The organism is Streptomyces sp. LX-29 (genome assembly GCF_029541745.1).
GTDB lineage: Bacteria > Actinomycetota > Actinomycetes > Streptomycetales > Streptomycetaceae > Streptomyces.
The window spans coordinates 821,791-840,053 of the sequence record NZ_CP089746.1 but is presented as its reverse complement, the minus strand read 5'-3'; the positions used below and the strand labels follow the sequence as shown (position 1 = coordinate 840,053).

General features: G+C 75.3%; 15 protein-coding genes, 1 pseudogene and 1 riboswitch. Of the genes and pseudogenes, 6 read left to right on the top strand and 10 right to left on the bottom strand.

Annotation, left to right across the window (positions count from 1 at the left end):
* Positions 1-79: 79 nt before the first annotated feature.
* The 6 genes from LRS74_RS03725 (at position 80) to LRS74_RS03700 (ending at position 7,499) form a co-directional block, all read left to right on the top strand.
* Complete coding sequence (locus LRS74_RS03725; RefSeq protein WP_277739629.1) at positions 80-1,138, top strand: hypothetical protein; 1,059 nt, start codon at positions 80-82, stop codon at positions 1,136-1,138.
* Entirely contained in the window at positions 1,135-2,373 is a 1,239-nt protein-coding gene (locus LRS74_RS03720) for an energy-coupling factor transporter transmembrane component T (protein ID WP_277739628.1), read from the top strand. Before LRS74_RS03725 ends, LRS74_RS03720 begins: the two co-directional genes overlap by 4 nt.
* Positions 2,370-3,977, top strand: coding sequence for an ABC transporter ATP-binding protein (locus LRS74_RS03715; RefSeq protein ID WP_277739627.1), 1,608 nt, complete (start codon positions 2,370-2,372; stop codon positions 3,975-3,977). The genes LRS74_RS03720 and LRS74_RS03715 overlap by 4 nt, the downstream gene beginning before the upstream one ends.
* Positions 3,974-5,434: an ECF transporter S component gene (locus LRS74_RS03710; RefSeq protein ID WP_347178091.1), complete on the top strand. Its 1,461-nt coding sequence runs from the start codon at positions 3,974-3,976 to the stop codon at positions 5,432-5,434. The genes LRS74_RS03715 and LRS74_RS03710 overlap by 4 nt, the downstream gene beginning before the upstream one ends.
* Positions 5,343-6,905 (top strand): prenyltransferase/squalene oxidase repeat-containing protein, encoded by a 1,563-nt coding sequence (locus LRS74_RS03705; RefSeq protein ID WP_277739626.1) that lies wholly within the window; start codon positions 5,343-5,345, stop codon positions 6,903-6,905. Before LRS74_RS03710 ends, LRS74_RS03705 begins: the two co-directional genes overlap by 92 nt.
* Before the next feature lie 72 nt (positions 6,906-6,977).
* Positions 6,978-7,499, top strand: coding sequence for a DUF4430 domain-containing protein (locus LRS74_RS03700; RefSeq protein ID WP_277739625.1), 522 nt, complete (start codon positions 6,978-6,980; stop codon positions 7,497-7,499).
* Here LRS74_RS03700 and LRS74_RS03695 read toward each other — a convergent pair.
* The 10 genes and pseudogenes from LRS74_RS03695 to LRS74_RS03650 form a co-directional block, all read right to left on the bottom strand.
* On the bottom strand, positions 7,480-8,355 hold the full coding sequence (locus tag LRS74_RS03695) for an ATP-binding cassette domain-containing protein (protein ID WP_277739624.1): 876 nt from the start codon (positions 8,353-8,355) through the stop codon (positions 7,480-7,482). The two genes, LRS74_RS03700 and LRS74_RS03695, sit on opposite strands and share 20 nt — an antisense overlap.
* The gene (gene cbiQ / locus LRS74_RS03690; RefSeq protein WP_277739623.1) at positions 8,352-9,101 is read right to left on the bottom strand and encodes a cobalt ECF transporter T component CbiQ; all 750 of its coding nucleotides are present in this window, start codon (positions 9,099-9,101) and stop codon (positions 8,352-8,354) included. The genes LRS74_RS03695 and cbiQ overlap by 4 nt, the downstream gene beginning before the upstream one ends.
* Positions 9,102-9,110: 9 nt before the next feature.
* Complete coding sequence (locus LRS74_RS03685) at positions 9,111-9,587, bottom strand: energy-coupling factor ABC transporter substrate-binding protein (RefSeq protein ID WP_277739622.1); 477 nt, start codon at positions 9,585-9,587, stop codon at positions 9,111-9,113.
* Positions 9,587-10,327, bottom strand: a complete 741-nt coding sequence (locus tag LRS74_RS03680; protein WP_277739621.1) for an energy-coupling factor ABC transporter permease — start codon at positions 10,325-10,327, stop codon at positions 9,587-9,589. The genes LRS74_RS03685 and LRS74_RS03680 overlap by 1 nt, the downstream gene beginning before the upstream one ends.
* 28 nt (positions 10,328-10,355) lie before the next feature.
* Positions 10,356-10,552, bottom strand: a riboswitch (cobalamin riboswitch).
* On the bottom strand, positions 10,549-13,206 hold the full coding sequence (locus LRS74_RS03675; RefSeq protein WP_277739620.1) for a condensation domain-containing protein: 2,658 nt from the start codon (positions 13,204-13,206) through the stop codon (positions 10,549-10,551). (Overlaps the previous riboswitch by 4 nt.)
* Positions 13,203-13,433: a phosphopantetheine-binding protein gene (locus tag LRS74_RS03670; RefSeq protein ID WP_277739619.1), complete on the bottom strand. Its 231-nt coding sequence runs from the start codon at positions 13,431-13,433 to the stop codon at positions 13,203-13,205. Before LRS74_RS03670 ends, LRS74_RS03675 begins: the two co-directional genes overlap by 4 nt.
* Before the next feature lie 4 nt (positions 13,434-13,437).
* The gene (locus tag LRS74_RS03665) at positions 13,438-14,070 is read right to left on the bottom strand and encodes an isochorismatase family protein (RefSeq protein ID WP_277739618.1); all 633 of its coding nucleotides are present in this window, start codon (positions 14,068-14,070) and stop codon (positions 13,438-13,440) included.
* 47 nt (positions 14,071-14,117) lie between these two features.
* Positions 14,118-15,767, bottom strand: coding sequence for a (2,3-dihydroxybenzoyl)adenylate synthase (locus LRS74_RS03660; protein ID WP_277739617.1), 1,650 nt, complete (start codon positions 15,765-15,767; stop codon positions 14,118-14,120).
* A gap of 59 nt (positions 15,768-15,826) precedes the next feature.
* Positions 15,827-17,104 (bottom strand): annotated as a pseudogene (locus LRS74_RS03655) (isochorismate synthase); the annotation flags it as partial.
* A 264-nt stretch (positions 17,105-17,368) separates the two neighbouring features.
* Entirely contained in the window at positions 17,369-18,187 is an 819-nt protein-coding gene (locus LRS74_RS03650) for a 2,3-dihydro-2,3-dihydroxybenzoate dehydrogenase (protein ID WP_277739615.1), read from the bottom strand.
* Positions 18,188-18,263: the final 76 nt, after the last annotated feature.

Here is an 18,263-nt window from a genome sequence, read left to right as displayed (position 1 = left end):
GCCCCTCGGTTCCGCGTCGTCGCGGCGAGGGCGCGCGGGGACGCCTCGACTCGGGCCCCGGACCGAAGGGCTCCCTCAGATGGCCCGTGCGTTACGCGCGTACCTCGCCGTGCTCGCGCTGCTGTTCGCCGTGGCCGGGTGGGGGCTCGCGGCGGCCGGAAGCGCCGCCGCCGTGGACACCAGCCGCGGACGGCCCGGTTTCTGCCCCGACGCGAACGGCGTCACCGTCGTCGTCGACTTCCGCGAGCTGGGCGGCACCACCATCGTGCGCTGCGCGGTGGGCCGCCAGGCCACCGGGCTGGCAGCCCTGAAGGCCGCGGGCATCCACGTCACCGGCACCAACCGGTGGGGCGAGGCATTCATCTGCCGGCTGGAGAACAAGCCGGGGCCGGAGAGCGAGCCGTGCATCGACACCCCGCCGACCCGGGCCTACTGGTCGTACTGGCACGCGCCCAACGGCGGCCGGTGGAGCTACAGCCAGTACGGCGCCACCTACCGCACCCCGCCCACCGGCAGCTTCGAAGGATGGTCGTTCTCGCTCGACCGGGAGGCGGACGAGGCGGCCGAGCCCCGCGTCGCGCCCCGGCGGCCCGCCCCGTCCACCCCGCCCGCACCGCCCTCCAAGCCCCAGCCCGGCGGCGGGGGTTCCGGCTCCGGTCAGGGCGACGGTGTGGACCCGGGCCCGGCTCCGGGCACGGACCCGGGCAACGGCGCGGGCCGGGGCGGCGACGGAGGCGCCGAGGACGCGCCGCGGACCGGAGACGAGCGGCCCGACCGGCGACCCGCCTCCGGTGATCAGGACCAGACCGACGACGCCGACGCCGACGACCCGGACGCCGCCCGCGACGGGGGCGAGCGGCAGGCCGACGAGGAGGGACCGGCGGGCCGGGCGCGCCCGAGCGGCTCCCCCTCCGCCGCGGGCCCGGCCGCCCCGTCCGACCCCAAGGCGCCGCCCAGCCCGACCGAGGCCGCCGACTGGACCGGCGGCGAGGAGCAGCCGGTGGAGACCGCCGCCCACGACAGCGACATCCCCACCGGAACCCTGCTCGGAGCCGGCGCCGCGGCCGCCCTGGCCGCCTTCGCGGGCGTCACCGCCTGGCGCCGCCGCGCGGCGGGCACGCAGGACCGCACCCGGTGATCGCACGGCTCCGCCCCCTGCCCCGGGCGGTCCACCCCGGTGCCTGGTGGCTCTGGGCGCTCGGGCTGGCCGCCACCGCCGGCCGCACCGCCAACCCGGTGCTGCTGCTGATGATCCTCGCGGTGGCGGCGCTGGTGGTGGCCCAGCGCCGCACCGACGCGCCCTGGGCCCTGGCCTTCCGGATGTATCTGCTGCTCGGCGCCTTCATCGTCGTCATGCGGGTGGTCTTCAGGATCGTCTTCGGCGGCGGGCAGGGGGACACCGTCCTCTTCACCCTGCCCGAGATCCCACTGCCCCACTGGGCCGCCGGCATCCGGCTGTTCGGCCCGGTCGCCGCCGAACAGCTGCTGGGCGGGCTCTACGACGGACTGAGGCTGGCCACCATGGTGATCTGCGTGGGCGCGGCCAACGCCCTGGCCAATCCCAAGCGGATGCTCAAGGCCCTGCCCGGCGCGCTCTACGAGGTCGGCACCGCCGTCGTCATCACCCTCACCGTGGCGCCCCAGCTCGTCGAGAGCGTCCAACGGGTGCGCCGGGCACGACTGCTGAGGGGCGGGCAGGGCAAGGGTGTCGGCGCGCTGCGCGGCATCGTGATCCCCGTCCTGGAGGACGCGATGAACCGCTCGCTGGCCCTGGCAGCCGCCATGGCCTCGCACGGGTACGGCCGCACCGGACGCACCGCACCGCGCGCCCGACGGCTCACCGGCACGCTGGTCGTCTGCGGCCTGCTGGGCGTGTGCGCCGGGCTGTACGGGGCGATGGGCGCCAGCACCCCGCCGTACCTCGGCACCCCGCTGCTGCTGGCCGGGCTGGCGCTTGCCGGCTGCGGGTTCGCCCTCGGCGGCCGACGGGTCAGCCGCTCCAGCTACCGGCCGGATCCCTGGCGCGCCGCCGAGTGGCTCACCGCTGCCTCCGGCATCGCCGCGGCCGTCCTGATGTACGTCGTCTCGCGCACCGACGCCGCCTCCCTCTACCCCTCGCTGTCACCGCTGACCTGGCCCGAGGTGGAGCCGCTGCCCGCGCTGGCGGTGCTGCTGGGCGCGCTGCCCGCCTGGCTGACGCCCGCCCCGCCCCGCCCGCTGCCGAGCCCCACCGGGACCGGGCGGGACGACCGCCGGCTTCCCGACGGCCCTCAGCACCCCCACGACGACCGCCGGCACCCCCACGACCGCCAGAACCCCCACGACCCCCAGCACCCCCACGACCGCCAGAACCTCCGGGAGACCGTCGCGTGATCCGCTTCGACCAGGTGACCTTCAGCTACACCGGAGCCGTGCGCCCCGCGCTGCGCGAAGTGGACCTGCACATCGGCGAGGGCGAGCTGTGCCTGGTCACCGGACGGACCGGAGCGGGCAAGTCCACGCTGCTGGGCGCGGTCAACGGACTGGTGCCGCACTTCACCGGCGGCCATCTGCGGGGCCGGGTCAGCGTCGACGGCATCGGCACCGAGGACCGGCCGCCGCAGGAGTTCGCGCACCTGGTCGGCGTGGTCGGCCAGGACCCGCTGGCCGGGTTCGTCACCGACACGGTCGAGGAGGAGCTCGCCTACGCCATGGAGCAGTTGGCGATTCCGCCGGAGACCATGCGCAAGCGCGTCGAGGAGACCCTGGACCTGCTGGGCATCGCCGAGCTGCGGCACCGTCCGCTCCGCACCCTCTCCGGCGGGCAGCAGCAGCGGGTCGCCATCGGGGCCGTGCTCACCGCCCATCCGCGCGTGCTGGTGCTGGACGAGCCCACCTCGGCGCTCGACCCCACGGCCGCCGAGGAGGTGCTCGCCGCCATCACCCGACTGGTGCACGACCTGGGCACCACCGTCCTGGTCGCCGAGCACCGCATGGAGCGGGTGCTCCAGTACGCCGACCGACTCGTGCAGGTCGGCGTCGACGGGCGGATCCGCGAGGGCGAACCGGCCGAGCTGATGCGCGAGTCCGACGTCGCGCCCCCGGTGGTGCGCCTCGGCCGGCTCGCCGGCTGGGAGCCGCTGCCGCTGTCCGTGCGCGACGCCCGTCGCCGGGCGGCCGGGCTGCGCGCACGGCTCGCCGACGCTCCGCCGCGGCCGGCGCCCGCCCCGCCCGGGGAGCCGGCGCTCACCGCGCGGCGGCTCGTGGTGGCCTACGGCGACACCGTCGCCGTACGGGAGGTGGACCTGCGGCTACGCCGCGGCGAGGTCACCGCCCTCATGGGGCGCAACGGCTCCGGCAAGTCGTCCCTGCTGTGGGCGCTCCAGGGCTCCGGACCGCGCCGTTCCGGCCGGGTGGACGTGGCGGGGAAGGACCCCGGAGAGGTGTCCGCCCGGGTCGCCCGCTCGCTGGTGGGACTGGTGCCGCAGACCGCGAGTGACCTGCTCTACCTGGAGACGGTGGCCGCCGAGTGCGCTCAGGCCGACGCCGAGTCGCGGGCCGCCTCCGGGGCCTGCCGCGGGCTGCTGGACGCGCTGGCCCCGGGCATCCCCGGCGACCGCCACCCGCGCGACCTGTCGGAGGGCCAGCGGCTGGCCCTGGTGCTGGCGGTCCAACTGACCGCCGCTCCCGGGGTGGTGCTGCTGGACGAGCCGACCAGGGGGCTGGACTACCACGCCAAGGAGGCGTTCACCGCGCTCGTACGCCGACTGGCCGCCGAGGGGCGGGCCGTGGTGGTCGCCACCCATGACGTGGAGTTCACCGCGCGGGCCGCCGATCGGGTGGTGGTGCTGGCCGAGGGCGAGATCGTCGCCGACGGCGCCACCCCCGACGTCGTCGTCGCCTCCCCGGCCTTCGCCCCCCAGGTGGCCAAGGTGCTCAGCCCCCAGGAGTGGCTCACCGTCGAGCAGGTGCGCGACGCGCTGGAGGCGCCCGTATGAGCGAGACCCGCGGCTCCCAGGTCGCCGGAGAAGGCGAGGCCGCCGCCGAGCCACACGGTCGTGACGGCGAGCCTCGGAGAGGCGCTCCGAACGACCGACCGCGCGACCGCGCGGAGTCCGTGCCGCCGGACGGCCGGGTGGCGGGGCCAGACGGCTCGGTGGAGGGGCTGGACGGCTCGGTGGCGGGGCTGGACCGTGAGGCGTCCGGGTCGTACCGCGCGGTGCGGGGCTTGGACCATGAGGCGTTGAGGCCGGACCACGAGGTGCCCGGGTCGTACCGCGCGGTGCGGGGGTTGGACCGTGAGGCGTTGAGGCCGGACCACAAAGTGCCTGGGTCGGACCGCGCGACACCGGGGCTCCATCGTGCAGCCGCGTCGCCGGACCGCGCGGTGCCGGAGCGGGAGAGGGGCGCGGACGCGGAATCGGACTGCCCGCTGCCGCAGGTGGACGGCGCGGCGGCGGGGCGCGGCCGCGCGGTGGCGGAGCGCGCCGCGCGGGTGCCCGTGTTGCGCGTCGGGGGGCGTACCGCCCTCGTGCTGGCGCTGGCCAGCGTCGCCGGGCTGGCGATGTTCTTCTGGCCGCTCTTCGCGGCGCCCGGCCCCGAGGCGACGGCGCACACCTCCGACGCCGCGCTGATCTTCGTGTTGACCATGCCGGTGCTGTTGGCCGTCGTCCTGGCCGAGATGTCCTCGGGTGGTATCGACACCAAGGCGTTGGCCATGCTCGGGGTGCTGTCCGCGGTCAACGCCGGGCTGCGGCCCCTGGGCGCGGGGACGGCGGGCATCGAGACGGTCTTCTTCCTGCTGGTGCTGGCGGGCCGGGTCTTCGGGCCCGGCTTCGGCTTCGTGCTGGGCGCCACCTCGCTGTTCGCCTCCGCGCTGCTGACCGCCGGGGTCGGCCCCTGGCTGCCGTTCCAGATGATCGCCGCCGGCTGGATCGGGCTGGGCGCCGGACTGCTGCCGCGGCGCCCCACCGGCCGGGCCGAGATCGCCATGCTCGCCGCCTACGGGGTGCTGGTCGCCTACGCCTACGGCTTCCTGCTCAACATGTGGTTCTGGCCGTTCACCGCCGGGCCCGACACCCAGCTGTCCTTCGAACCCGGCGCCCCGGTCCTGGAGAACCTGCACCGGTTCGCCGTCTTCACCCTCGTCACGTCCACCTTCGGTTGGGACACCGGACGTGCGATCACCAATCTGATCGCCATCGTCACCCTCGGCCCCGCCGTGTTGGCGGTGCTGCGTCGCGCGGCCCGTCGCGCCGCCTTCGGCGCCCCGGTCACCGTCACCCCCGCCTCCGCCCCGCCCACCCCGGCGTCCGACCCGGCCCGGGGCCGGGCCGGAGAACACCTGAACAAGGAGCTCACGCATGCCCCTGTCCACCCGGCTGAGAACGGCGGCCGCCCTGCCCGCGGCCGCGCTGGTGACGGCCCTGCTGCTGCCGGGGGCCGCACAGGCTGACCCGGCCGCCCCGACCGGAGCCGGCATCGGCTCCCCGACCGGAGTCGGCATCGGCTCCCCGACCGGAGCCGGCCTCACCTCCCCGGCCAACGCGGCCGCCACCTGGATGGGTTCCAAGCTCACCGACGGCGCCCACGCCAAGGGCGACCACGGCCTGACCGCCGACATCGTCATGGGCATCGCGGCCACCGGCACCGGCAGGGCGACCGCGGCCAAGGCCACCGACTGGCTCGCGGACAACGCCGAGGCGTACGTCACCCGGGGCACCCCCGGCAAGGTCTTCGCCGGCGGCACCGCCAAGCTCGCCCTGGTCGCCGTCATCGAGGGGCGGGACCCCAGGAAGTTCGGCGGCGTCGACCTGGTGGCGACGCTGTCGGGCCGGCTGCAGGACAACGGCCGCTTCACCGACGACCTGCCCGGCGGCGACATGTCCAACCAGTTCACCCAGTCGCTGGCGATCCTCGCCCTCCAGCGCACCGGCGGCCTGCCCGCCAAGGCGGTCGACTTCCTCGCCGCCTCGCGCTGCGCGGACGGCGGCTTTCCGCTGTTCTTCAAGTCCGACCCGGCCAAGTGCAGGTCCCACACGGACAGCACCGGTCTGGCCGTCCAGGCGCTGCTGGGCGCCGGCCGCACCGCGGACGCCAAGCCCGCGCTGGACTGGCTGGAGAAGCAGCAGCTCCCCGATGGCGGCTTCGGCGACAACAGCTTCGGCGCCGGCACCGGCAACTCCAACACCACCGCCCTGGATGTGCAGGCGCTGGTCGCCGGCGGCCGGATCGAGGCCGCGGGGAAGGGCATCGCCTGGTTGCGGAGCCGTCAGCTGGGCTGCTCGGCCCCGGCCGCCGACCGCGGCGCGGTCGGCTACCTCGAACCCAAGATCGACGGCAGCGAGCTGCGCGCCACCGCCCAGGCGGTCCCGGCGCTGGCGGCGGTCTCCCTCGCCCAGGTCGACGGCACCAAGGGCGCCGACGTGCTGGAGCCGATCGCCTGCGCGCCGGGAGGCGACACCTCGGGCGGCACGAACGGTGGCACGAACGGCGGCGGCACCGACGGGGGCGGCACGAACGGTGGCGGCACCGACGGCGGCGGTACGGGCGGTGACTCCGGCGGGAACGGGGGCGGCACCTCCGGCTCCACCGACGGGGGCGGCGACGGGTCCGGCACCGACGCCGGCACCTCCGGCTCCACCGACCCCACGCCCACCCCGAGCCCGTCCGACGACTCCTCGGGCGGCACCACCGGCGGCGGCACGACGGGTGGTGCCTCCGGCGGCACGGCGAGCACGGGCGGCACGGGCACCGGCGGCACCACCGGCGGCGGGTCCGGGGACGCCACCGGCGGGACCGGGGGCGGCGGCAGCCTCGCCGACACCGGCTCGGCGGCCCTGCCGTACGCCGTGGGCTCCGCGGCCCTGCTGCTGACCGGTGCCACCGCCGTCACCCTCGCCCGCGCCCGCCGCGACCGCGGCTGAGCACCAAGACCACCGCTCCCCAGACCGCTCCGCGGTCACCGACCCACACGAAACCCCAGGAAGGCACCGTCCATGCGTCAGATCCGCACCCGCCGCGCCGCCGTCGTCACCGCCGTGCTCGGCCTCGCCCTCACCGCCGCCTCCGCCCAGGCCCAGGCGCAGTCCGCCCCGGCATCGTCCGCCCCGGCGTCGGCGAGAACGGCCGTCAACGCCCCGATCACCGTCACGCTGACGGTCAAGGGCCCGAACAACTCGACGATTTTCAACGGCTCCATCAAGACCACCGGGCACACCGTCACCACCGCCTCCGGCGGCACCCACAGGTGCGACGGCACCAACAACGGCGCCAACCCGAAGCCGGGCGCCACCCCGACCGCCGCCCTCGACGACGCCGCCAAGAAGAAGGGCTTCACCTGGGACGGCGTCTGGTACCCGTCCTTCGACGACTACTTCGTCTCCACCATCGCGGGCAAGAACGGCGGTAACGAGGCCTACTGGAACATCGCCGTGAACGGCACCGCGACCCCCGTGGGCGGCTGCCAGTTCCGGATCAAGGCGGGCGACAAGGTCGCCTTCACCTGGACGGAGCTGTAGGCCGCCGGGCGACCCAGTCGCCCAGCTCCTCCGGCGTGCGGGGGCCGGCCTCCGCCGCGTCGAGCAGGCCGTGGGCGCGCAGCACCGCGGCCACCGCGGTGCCCCATGGCCTGCACAGCCGGGCCGCCTCCAGCAGCTCCTGGTCGGCGAGGACCTCCCCGGTCGGGCCGGTGCGCAGCCCGGCCGGGGTCAGCACGGCCACGTCGTCCGCCCAGCGCAGCGCGAGGTCCACGTCGTGGGTGGCCATCAGCACGGTGGTGCCGGAGCGCTGGAGCCCGCCGAGGACGTCCAGCAGCCGCTCCTGGCCGTGCGGGTCGAGCCCCGCGGTGGGCTCGTCCAGGATCAGCAGCCGGGGCCGCATCGCCACCGCGCCCGCGATCGCGGCCCGCTTGCGCTGCCCGTAGGACAGCAGATGTGTGGGCCGGTCCCGCAGCGCGGTGATGTCCAGCGCCTCCAGGGACTCCTCGACCCGCTCGGCGACCTCGGCCTCCGACAGCCCCAGGTTCATCGGGCCGAAGGACACGTCCTGGCTCACCGAGGCGGCGAACAGCTGGTCGTCCGGGTCCTGCACCACCAGTTGCACGGTGGTGCGCAGCCGGGTCAGCCCCTTGCGGTCGTACGTCACCGGGGTGCCGTCCAGCAGCAGTTGCCCGGAGCGGCACTGGAGTCCGCCGCTGAGCAGCCGCATCAGCGTGGTCTTGCCGCTGCCGTTGCGGCCCAGCAGGGCCATGGTGCGGCCTTCGGGGACGGTGAAGTCGACGTCCTCCAGCACGGCCGGGCCGTCCTCGTAGGCGTATCCCGCGCGGACGAGCTCCACGACGGGCTTCGGGGTCACGGGATCGGTCGTGCCGGTCATGCGACGAACCTTTCGAGTACGAGCGTGAGCGCGATCAGCCCGGTCAGTAGCGCGGCGGTCGCGGCGAGGAAGCGGCCGGAGATCCGCGCGGTGGGCAGCAGGACGCGCAGGGTGCCGTCGTAGCCGCGCCCCGCGAGGCCCGCCTGCATCCGACCGGCCCGGTCGAAGGCGCGGACGAAGACCGTCGCCCCCAGGCCAGCCAGCGACCGCCAGGTGGCGGCGCGGGTGGTGTGGCCCAGCCGCGCGGCCTGCGCCTCGCGCACCTGCTGCATGGAGTCCAGCAGCAGGAAGGTGATGCGGTACATCACCAGCGCGACGTCCACCACGGGCGCGGGCACCCCCGCCCGCACCAGCCGCGGCAGGACGTCCGAGACGGGCGTGGTGAAGGCGAACAGCAGGACGCCCAGGGAGGCGGCGGAGGTGCGCAGCAGCAGCTCGGCGGCGTGCCGCGGCCCGTCCGGGGCGAGCGAGACCCAGCCGTCCCCGCCGCCCACCGCGAACAGCAGCGGGAGTGCGCCGGTGACGCAGAAGCCCAGCGGCACCCGGAACGCCCGCCACAGCTGGCGCGGTTCCACGCCGGCCGGACCCAGCAGCAGGGCGAGGGTGGCCGCGGCCACCAGCGGGCCGCCCGGCCACGGCGGCAGGCCCACCGCGCAGAAGGTCAGGCCCATGCCCAGGACGGCCTTGTCCACAGGATGGCGGCGGCGCCAGCGACTGCTGTGCGCCGCCGCGTCGATCGGCAGCATCGGGCGCCGCTAGGGGCGCGCGGCTTCGGGCCGCTCGCCGGCCGCGGGCTCGGCGCTGCCGGGCGCGGTGGCCTCGGCCTCGGCCTTGCCGGCGCCCGCGGCCGCTCCGTGCGAGGCCCCGGCGGTGGCGGTGACCGCCTCCGCGCGGGCTTCGGTGAGGGAGTCCCCGGCGGCGGCCTCGGCCGCGCGGGCCTCGCCCTGCCGGCGTCCCTTGCGCAGTCCGAAGTAGAACGCCACGACGCCGGCGCCGATCGCGGCCTGGAGCGCGAACAGCGCTGACTCGATCTCGGCGGACGGCGGCTCGTACAGCGGGGTGAACCACGGCTCGTAGTCCGGCTTGTTCTCGGTGATCGCGGTCTCCGCCTGGGCGTCGGCCCCGGTGAACGGCTCCTCCTTGTGGTCGCCCATGCCGAGGGCGATCGGGAGGACGGCCAGGGCGGCGACGACGAGCAGCAGCAGCGAATTGATCTTGGCGTTACGGCTCATCAGGCCATGGCCTCCTTCGTCTCGCCCTTGTCGCCCTTGTCACCCTTGCCGGCCGCTCCGTCCCGGCCCGCGGCACCGCTCTGGAGCAGCACGCCGAGCCGGGTGAGCTCGCCCTTGCTGGACTGCACCAGAAGCCGCATCACGAGCACGGTGAGCAGCCCCTCGCTGACCGCGAGCGGGATCTGGGTGACCGCGAAGATGCCGCCGAACTTGGCCAGCGCGCCGGCGAATCCACTGCTCGGGTCGGGGAAGGCGAGGGCCAGCTGGACGGTGGTGACGCAGTACGTGATCAGGTCGGCCATGAAGGCCCCGAAGAACACGCAGACCATCAGCGGCAGTTCGAAACGCCGGAGCAGCCAGTACACGCCGTATCCGGCCCAGGGGCCGACGACGGCCATGGAGAAGACGTTGGCGCCGAGCGTGGTCAGCCCGCCGTGGGCCAGCAGCAACGCCTGGAAGAGCAGGGTGATGGTGCCGAGCACCGCCATCACCGGTGGTCGGAACAGGATCGCGCCGAGCCCGGTACCGGTGGGGTGGGAGCAGCTCCCCGTCACCGATGGGATCTTGAGCGCGGAGAGGACGAAGGTGAAGGCGCCGGACGCGCCGAGCAGCAGGGTGGATTCGGGGTGGGCCTTGACCTCGCGGGTCAGGGAGCGCACGCCGTGGATGACGAACGGGGCGGACGCGGCGGCCCAGGCGGCCGCGTGCCCTGGTGGCAGATAACCCTCGGCTATGTGCATGTGTCGGGAGACCTCTCCAGCACCTCGTGGATGGACAACGCGCCCTGGCCGGTCTCCTGGCTGACGGGTGAGGCGTCCGGACTCCGCCTTCCCAGGCGCCGAGGTCTCCCTCGGCGTCCCAGTGGCTTCCCCCGGGGGGATGGAGCCGGACTTTCCCGATCACAGTGGCGAGGGCCGCACCGGTTCTTCACCGGTTTCCCGTGCACCAAGGCCCTGTGACCTTAGTGCTCCCCGGAGTCGCCGACAAGGCGCTCAGCAGTGCGAACGCGCTGGACAGCGCCGTCGCCGGTCCAGCGCGCGCGTTCGCCGGTGCGGTGCATCCGACCGCCGGGCGGGCCGTAGGGATCGGCCACGAAGCGCAGGGCGGTGAGCGCGGCGCGGCGCGCGTAACCCGAGGCGAGCCGGTCTCCCGCGACGTACACATCCCCCACCACGCCCGGCGGGCACGGCTGGAGGGCGGCGTCGAGGATGTACAGCCGGGTGTTCCAGGGCGGCCCCCAGGGGCCGTCCAGCGGGGCGCGTCCGTCGGCCTCCGGAAGCGCCGCGGCGGGGGCGCCGAGGACGAGGCAGGCGCCCGCCCGCAGGGCCTTCAGCGTGAGAAGGATCTCTTCGAGGTGCCCGGAGGTTTGCGGTCCGGCGGGGCCGCCCGCGCCCCAGGTGCGGGCGACGAGACCGCGCCGGTCGTCCAGCGCCGGCCCGCCGGTGGCGACGCGTCCTTGGTCGGAGGCAGCTGCGCCCCAACGGGCTTTCCCATCAACGGAGTTCGGCTCGTCCGCGGGGCGGTGGGGGCGTGCCGTCGGTGCCGCCAGGGCCACCCGTTCTCCCGCGCGGAGTGGCCGTTCCCGCTGCCACTGCCGTATGCGCTGGTCGAGCGCGCCATGCGGAATGATCAAATCCGCTCCGCCGCCCGGAGCCCCGGGCGGCTCGCGCAGCAGCAGCGCCGGATGGTGCGGGGTGAGCGGGCGCGGCGGCACGATCGCCGGGTAGGCGGAGAGCTCGACGGACCGGGGGTCGGTCGACGGCAGCCCGAGCGCGCGCACCTCCTCCCACCGGCCGTCGTCCGCCAGCACATGCGCACAGCCCCGCGCGGGAAACGGTGTGAACGCGGCGCCCGCTTTGAGGACGGCGAGTAGCGAAACCACCCACACGGGTGAGAGCGGCAGCGCGACGGCGACGGTGGTGCCGGCGCGCACCCCCTGGCCCCGCAGATGCCGGGCGAGTCGGTTGGCGCGGGCGTGGAGTTCGCCGTAGGTGAGCGTCGTGGCGCCGTCGACCAGCGCGACGGCCTCCGGCGTACGGACGGCCAGGCTCTCCGTGGGGCCGATGGCGGTCGTCGGCGGCACCAGGTGCGCCGTGTCGTTGAACTCCAGCAGGACCCACGGTCGCTCACGGGGCGTCAGCATCGGAAGCGCCGCCAGCGGCGCGTGCGGATCGCAGGCGGCCACCGCCTCCAGCAGCGCGGCGAACCGCGCCAGCCGGGCCTCCAGCGCCTCCTCCCCGTGCAGCTCCGCGTCGCCGTCCAGCTCGATCCGCAGCGGCTCGCCGTCGACGTGGTCGTAGACCCCCAGGGCCAGGTCCTCGACCGGGCCGCGGGACAGGTTGCGCACCCGCGCGGAGGCGGCCGCGAAGGACGGGCCGGCTCCGGACGGCAGCACCCGGACCACCGTGCCGACCAGCGGGGCACCGTCCGGCCACCGCACCGCGCGCCGGATGTCCTCGGGGTGGCACAGCTGGTGGCGGCGCGCCTCCGAGCCGCGCCGGACGACCTCCCGGGCCAGCTGCGCCAGCGTGGTGGCCGGGGTCACGGACAGCCGCAGCGGCAGCACGCGCGCGGTGCGGCCGGGGGAGTGGCGGGTGTGTCCCGTGCGAGCCGGGAGCGACAGCCCCAGGACGACCTCCTCGACGCCGTCCGTCCGCGCGGCGTAGAGGGCCTCCGTGGCGATCACCAGGTCGGGCCAGCCGACGCCCAGCGACCGCGCGGTCTGCCGCAGCCGATCCGCGGCAGTCGCTGACAGAGAGGTGGCGCGGCGGAGCGCCACGGAGCGCCCCGGCCCGCCGCGCGGCCGTCGGGGAACGCCGCGCGGGCGCCGGGACACGCCTTCCAAGGCCCGCCGCCAGTACGCCAGATCGGCGGTGTACTCCGGCGAGGCCCGGTAGGCGATGTCCGCCGCGACCAGCTCCCGCAGCGGGGTGAACGGGCTGGGACCCGGATGCCGGCCCCGTACCAGCGCGCTGTAGACGGCGGCGGCGCGCGCCGCCAGGAGTGAGCGCCCTATGCCGTCGGTGACCGCGTGATGGGCGCGCTGGCACCAGTGCCAGCGCCGGTCCGCGGTGCGCAGCAGCGCGTGCCCGAACAGCGGCCCGCGCGCCACGTCGAACGGTTCCGCGAGCCAGGCCGCCTGCCACGCCTCGGCGGCCGCCTCCGGATCGGGCTCCGCGCGGAGGTCGACACAACGCCAGCCGTCCCGGCCGCCGGGCGGCCGGGACGCTCCGGACGGCGGGCCGCCCCGGCTTCCGGCCGGGGGCCGGGGGCGGCCTTCCGGACCGTCGCCGGGCGGAGGAGAGCCGTCGGCCCGGGCGGCGCGCCGCCAGTCCGCCATCGGCGCCTGGCGCAGGCCGTCCGCGCCGGGCGCGATCCGCACCCGCAGCGCGTCCGCCTCGGACACGGCCCGCCGCAGCGCCGCGGCGAACAGCGGCGGATCCAGCGGGCCGTCGATCACCGTGACGTCGGCGAGGGCGCGCGCCGGGCTGCCGGGCGGCGGCCCGGGCCGGCGCCACAGCGCGGACTGCGCGAGGGTCAGCGGCAGCGCGGGTGCGGCGGCCGGGGAGCCGGTGCCGCCCCCGGCCCGCCCGGCGGCCAGCCCGGGGACCGAGGTCATCCAGCGGCCCCCAGCAGCCGACCCCACTCCTCCAGCGCCGGCCGCTCCATCAGGTCGGCGAGGTCGACCGTGACGCCGTGGTCGCGGCGCCAGCGCTCCACGAGGGTCATCAACCGCACCGAGTCCAGGCCGTAGTCGACGAGGTTCTCGTCGTCGGGGATGTCGGCGGGCTCCTCGCCCAGCACGTCGGCGACGTCGGCGCGCAGTTGCTCCAGGGTGAGCGTCATGGGGTCAGTCCTCCTTGAAGACCGTGTCGGTGGTGGTGACGACGGCGCACCTGCCGGCCGCCCACTCCAGCGCCATGCGGTGGTCGCGCGCCGAGAAGTCCGCCACGGCGTCGGCGACCACGAACGCCTGGATGTCCCGCATCCACGCGTCGCAGGCGGTCATCAGCACGCCGATGTGGGCGTAGACGCCGGTGATGACGAGCTGGTCGCGGCCCCGCTCGTGGAGCTGCTCCAGCAGATCGGTGCGGACGAAGGCGCTGTACTTCCACTTGGTCAGCACGGTGTCGTCCGGACCCGGCGCCACCTGCTCCGCGATCGCCGAGGCCGTCGGGTCCGCCGGCAGCCCCGGCCCCCAGAAGTCCTGCTGGAGCCCCCGCTCGACCGGAGTCTGGCCGCCCGGCTGCGCCGTGTAGACGACCGGCACGCCCAGCCGCTCCGCCTCCTTCTTCAAGCGGCTGACGTGGTCGAGGAGTTCGGGGACGGGCGAGGCGTCGGCGGTGAACGCCGAGAGGAAGTAGTTCTGCAGATCGTGGATCAGCAGCACCGCGCGGGACGCGTCGACGGTCCAGGAGACGCGGTTCTCCGGCAGCTCGGCCGGCGACGGCATGGGGTAGGGGGCGATGGCGGGCAGGGCCATGGTGGGGTATTCCGTTCGAACAGCGGGTGGGTTGGAGGTGAAGGGACTCACCGGGGATCGGGCGTCCGCGCGGCGGCGCGCAGATCCTTCTTGGACACCTTCCCCACCCCGGTCTGCGGGAAGGCGTCGACGAACTCCACGCGGTCGGGCACCTTGTAGGCGGCCAGACCCCGTTGGCGGACGAACTTCTTGATCGCGATCGGCTTCACCGGCTCCGCGTCGGCCCGCAGGATCACATAGGCGCAGGTGCGTTCGCCCAGATACGGGTCGGGTACGGCCACGACGTTGGCGTCGTGCACCGCCGGGTGGGCCAGGATGTGGTTCTCCACCTCCTCGGCGGCGATCTTCTCGCCACCGCGGTTGATCTGGTCCTTGGCCCGCCCCTCGACCACCAGGTGCCCGGTCTCGGTGCGCCGCACGATGTCGCCGGTGCGGTAGAAGCCGTCCTCGGTGAAGGCCCGCGCGTTGTGCTCGGGGGCCATCCAGTAGCCGCGGATGGTGTACGGGCCGCGGGTGAGCAGGTGCCCGGTCGTGCCGTCCGGCACCTCGACGTCCTCGTCGTCGACGATCCTGATCTCGTCGTCGGGGGAGATCGGTCGGCCCTGGGTGGTGACGATGGTCTCCACGGGGTCGTCCAGCCGGGTGTAGTTGACCAGCCCCTCGGCCATCCCGAAGACCTGCTGGAGGGTGCAGCCGAGCGAGGGGCGCACCCGCCGCGCCGCCTCCTCGCTGAACTTCGCCCCACCCACCAGCAGCACCTGGAGGCTGCTCAGGTCGTACGAGGTCTGCCGGCCGGCCTCCGTCCACAGCAGCGCCAACGGCGGCACCAGCCCGGTGAGGGTGACCCGCTCGCGCTCGATGAGCCGGAAGGCCGTCTCCGGGTCGGGCCGCGGGCACAGCACCACCCGGGCGCCCGCGTACAGCGCGCCCAGCGTGCCCGGGGAGCTGAGCGGGAAGTTGTGCGAGGCCGGGAGCACACACAGGAAGACGCTGTGCTCGTCGACGCCGCAGATCTCGTTGGAGCCGCGCAGCGAGTAGATGTAGTCGTCGTGGGTGCGCGGGATGAGCTTGGGTACGCCGGTGCTGCCGCCGGACAGCTGGAGGAAGGCCAGGTCGCCGGGGGCCGGACCGGTCGACGGCACCGGGTCGGCGGCCACGTCGGCCAGCGCTTCGAACGCGCCGGGGTCGCCGTCGCCCGCGACGAAGACATGCCGCAGGGTGGGCACCTGGTCCCGCACCGTCGCGGCCAGCCCCCGGTAGTCGAACGAGTCGTACCGGTCGCCCGGGCGGTCGCGGTCCTCCGCCCAGATGACGTACGCGGCCGCCTCGGTGAACGAGCAGAAGTAGCCGATCTCCGTCTCGCGGTGCGCGGGGAGCGCGAAGACCGGAAGTGCGCCGATCCGGAACAGGGCGAAGACGACCTCGAAGAACTCGGCCACGTTCGGCAGCTGCACCACGACCTTGTCGCCGGGGGCGATGCCGCGGGCCGCGAAGCCGGCCGCGAGGCGGTCCGCGCGGAGGTCCAACTCACCGTAGGTCCAGCGGAGGTCGCGCAGGGGATCGATGATCGCGATCCGGTCGGGGTGGGCCTCCGCGCGGTCACGCAGCAGCTGTCCGAACGTCTCGCCGCGCCACCAGCCGGCCGCGCGGTAGCGCTCGGCGAACTCGGCCGGCCAGGTCGGGGTCTGGTAGCTCATCGGGCCACCCCCGTCGCGCCGGCCGGAACGCCGGTCTCCGCCGCGGTCACGGCGTGCGCCTCCGCCCCCACGGCGTCCAGGAAGGTGCGGAACTTGGCGCCGGTCTCGGCCGTCTCGTCCTCCGGCCGCGAGGCGGCCACCACCCCGGCGCCCGCGTACAGCCGCATCACGCCCTCCTCGGGGTCCGCCTCCGCACAGCGGATCGTGACGACCCACTCGCCGTCCCCGGAGGCGTCGCCCCAGCCGACCATCCCGGTGAAGAAGCCCCGGTCGAACGGTTCGGTCTCGCGGATCACCTCCCGCGCGGTCGCCGTCGGAGTGCCGCACACGGCGGGCGTGGGGTGCAGCGCACAGGCCAACTCCAGGGCGGAGGCCCGCGGGGCAGCCAGGGTTCCGGTCACGGTGGTGGACAGGTGCCACATCGTCGCGGTGCGCACCAGGGTGGGCCGCGCGGGCACGTCCAGCGCCGCGCAGTGCGGGGCGAGGGCCGCGCGGACGGCATCCACCACGACCGCGTGCTCGTGCAGGTCCTTCGCCGACTCCAGGAGCGCGGCGGCGCGCCGCACGTCCTCGGCGAGGTCGGTGCTGCGCGGTGCGGACCCGGCCAGCGGGTTGGCGATCACGCGGTCGCCACGCCGGGCGACCAGCAGTTCGGGACTGGCCCCCAGCAGGGTCCGCCCGGCGCCGACAGGCAGCGCGAAGGTGTGCCCCGAGGGGTCGCGGCGGGCCAGCCGCTGCACCATCGCGGGCACGTCCACGGAGCCGCGCGAGACCTCCAGCGGGTCGCGCGGGGCGTCGAGCGGGCCGCCGGGGGCGTCCAGCGGTCCGCGCGGGCCGCGGGCGCGCAGTTCGAGGGTCCGGGCGAGCACCACCTTGCGGAACTCCCCGTCGCGCATCCGCCGCACCGCCGCGGCGACCCCCGCCCCGTACTCCTCGGGGGCCGGCACCGGACGGATCTCCCAGTCGGTCGCGGGGGCCGTGGTGGCGGGCAACGCGATCAGCGGGTCGGCGGTGAGCGGCGGAGCGCTGCTGAGCGTGGCGGGGACGGCGAGCGCGGCCGGCGCGCTCTGGTCGAAGGGCACCGCGCCGATGACGACCGGCGAGGGCAGCCCCGCGGCGCCGGCGGCCCGGAGCGCCGCGGCGACGCGCCGCGGCAACGGTCTCTCGTCGTGCGGGACGTCGGTGTGGACGCCGTGGGCGAGGAGGGTCCTGGTGGGGGTGGCGAGGAAACGCGCGCCCGGAGTGTAGGCGTCGAGCAGGCCGGTGGCCGCGCCCACGGCGGGGTGTGCCGGGTGGGCCGTCGGGACGTGCGTGGCGACATCGGGTGCCGTCGACACGGGGGCTCCAATTCTCGGTTGCGTACGCGGGAAGCGTCGGCGGGGGTGGAAGGGACGGAGGGAGGCGGGGGGGGCGGGCGGGGAGACGGCGCGAGCTCGCGCCGGTGCGCGCGTGCGCCGTTCCCCCGCGCCGCCGCGCGGTCGTGGTCGGGGTCGCTCTACGGGGCTGTGCGAGGGCCGTACGGGGGCCGCGTGAGGGCCATGCGCGGGCCATACGGGGCCATACGCGGGCCGTGCAGCCCGGGGCGGTGCCGGGCGGTGCCGTCAGCGCAGGGTGGCGCCGCCGTCGACGTACAGGTCCTGCATGGTGATGTGCCGGGCCCGGTCGGAGGCGAGGAAGACGACGGCGTCCGCGATGTCCTGCGGTTGCGCCAGCCGTCCCAGCGGGATGCCGGTGCGATAACTCGCCGGGTCGCCGTCGACGACCCGGCGCGACGACTGCGGACCGGTCCACAGCTGACGCTGCATCGGGGTGTCGGTCGAGCCGGGGGCGACCACGTTGCACCGCACCCCGCTACGGGCGAGCTCAAGGCCGAGGCACTTGGTGAACATGGTGGCGGCCGCCTTGGACGCGGCGTAAGCGGCCATGCCGGTGCGGGGGACGCCGGCCGCGTTGGAGCCGACGGTGACGATGCATCCGGAGCGCCGGGTCGCCATCCTGGCGGCGACCGCGCGGGAGGTGTGGAAGACCCCCGTGGTGTTGACCGCGAAGGAGTCCGCCCAGTCCTGGTCGGTGAGTTCGACGGCCTCGGCGGTGCGGAGGATTCCGGCGACGTTCACCAGGGTGTCCACGGGGCCCAGTTCGCGTTCGACGGTCTCGACGGTGGCCTCGACGGCCGCCCCGTCGGTGACGTCGAGTTCGTAGGCGGTGATGGTGCCGGACGCACCGCTCGCCGCGCGTTCCTTCGCCCAGGACTCGGCCAGCGCGGCGATCCCGTCCGGAGACCGGTCGGTGGCGGCGACGCGCGCGCCCAGGGTGGCGAGCGCATGGGCCACGGCCTCGCCGATGCCCTGGCCGGCGCCGGTGACGAGGGCGATCCGGCCCGCGAACTCCCCTTGGCCGTCCGGTATATGCCCAGGCATGAGAAACCTCCCCGTGATAGTTAGGTAAGCCTAACTTAACAGCCTTGGATTGCACAGTGTCGCTACGGGGCGCGCC

Coding starts and splice junctions, on each gene's coding strand:
- LRS74_RS03725 (WP_277739629.1), top strand. CDS start 80: ATGGCCCGTGCGTTACGCGCGTACCTCGCCGTGCTCGCGCTGCTGTTC.
- LRS74_RS03710 (WP_347178091.1), top strand. CDS start 3,974: ATGAGCGAGACCCGCGGCTCCCAGGTCGCCGGAGAAGGCGAGGCCGCC.
- LRS74_RS03705 (WP_277739626.1), top strand. CDS start 5,343: ATGCCCCTGTCCACCCGGCTGAGAACGGCGGCCGCCCTGCCCGCGGCC.
- LRS74_RS03700 (WP_277739625.1), top strand. CDS start 6,978: ATGCGTCAGATCCGCACCCGCCGCGCCGCCGTCGTCACCGCCGTGCTC.
- LRS74_RS03695 (WP_277739624.1), bottom strand. CDS start 8,355: ATGACCGGCACGACCGATCCCGTGACCCCGAAGCCCGTCGTGGAGCTC.
- cbiQ (WP_277739623.1), bottom strand. CDS start 9,101: ATGCTGCCGATCGACGCGGCGGCGCACAGCAGTCGCTGGCGCCGCCGC.
- LRS74_RS03685 (WP_277739622.1), bottom strand. CDS start 9,587: ATGAGCCGTAACGCCAAGATCAATTCGCTGCTGCTGCTCGTCGTCGCC.
- LRS74_RS03680 (WP_277739621.1), bottom strand. CDS start 10,327: ATGCACATAGCCGAGGGTTATCTGCCACCAGGGCACGCGGCCGCCTGG.
- LRS74_RS03675 (WP_277739620.1), bottom strand. CDS start 13,206: ATGACCTCGGTCCCCGGGCTGGCCGCCGGGCGGGCCGGGGGCGGCACC.
- LRS74_RS03670 (WP_277739619.1), bottom strand. CDS start 13,433: ATGACGCTCACCCTGGAGCAACTGCGCGCCGACGTCGCCGACGTGCTG.
- LRS74_RS03665 (WP_277739618.1), bottom strand. CDS start 14,070: ATGGCCCTGCCCGCCATCGCCCCCTACCCCATGCCGTCGCCGGCCGAG.
- LRS74_RS03660 (WP_277739617.1), bottom strand. CDS start 15,767: ATGAGCTACCAGACCCCGACCTGGCCGGCCGAGTTCGCCGAGCGCTAC.
- LRS74_RS03650 (WP_277739615.1), bottom strand. CDS start 18,187: ATGCCTGGGCATATACCGGACGGCCAAGGGGAGTTCGCGGGCCGGATC.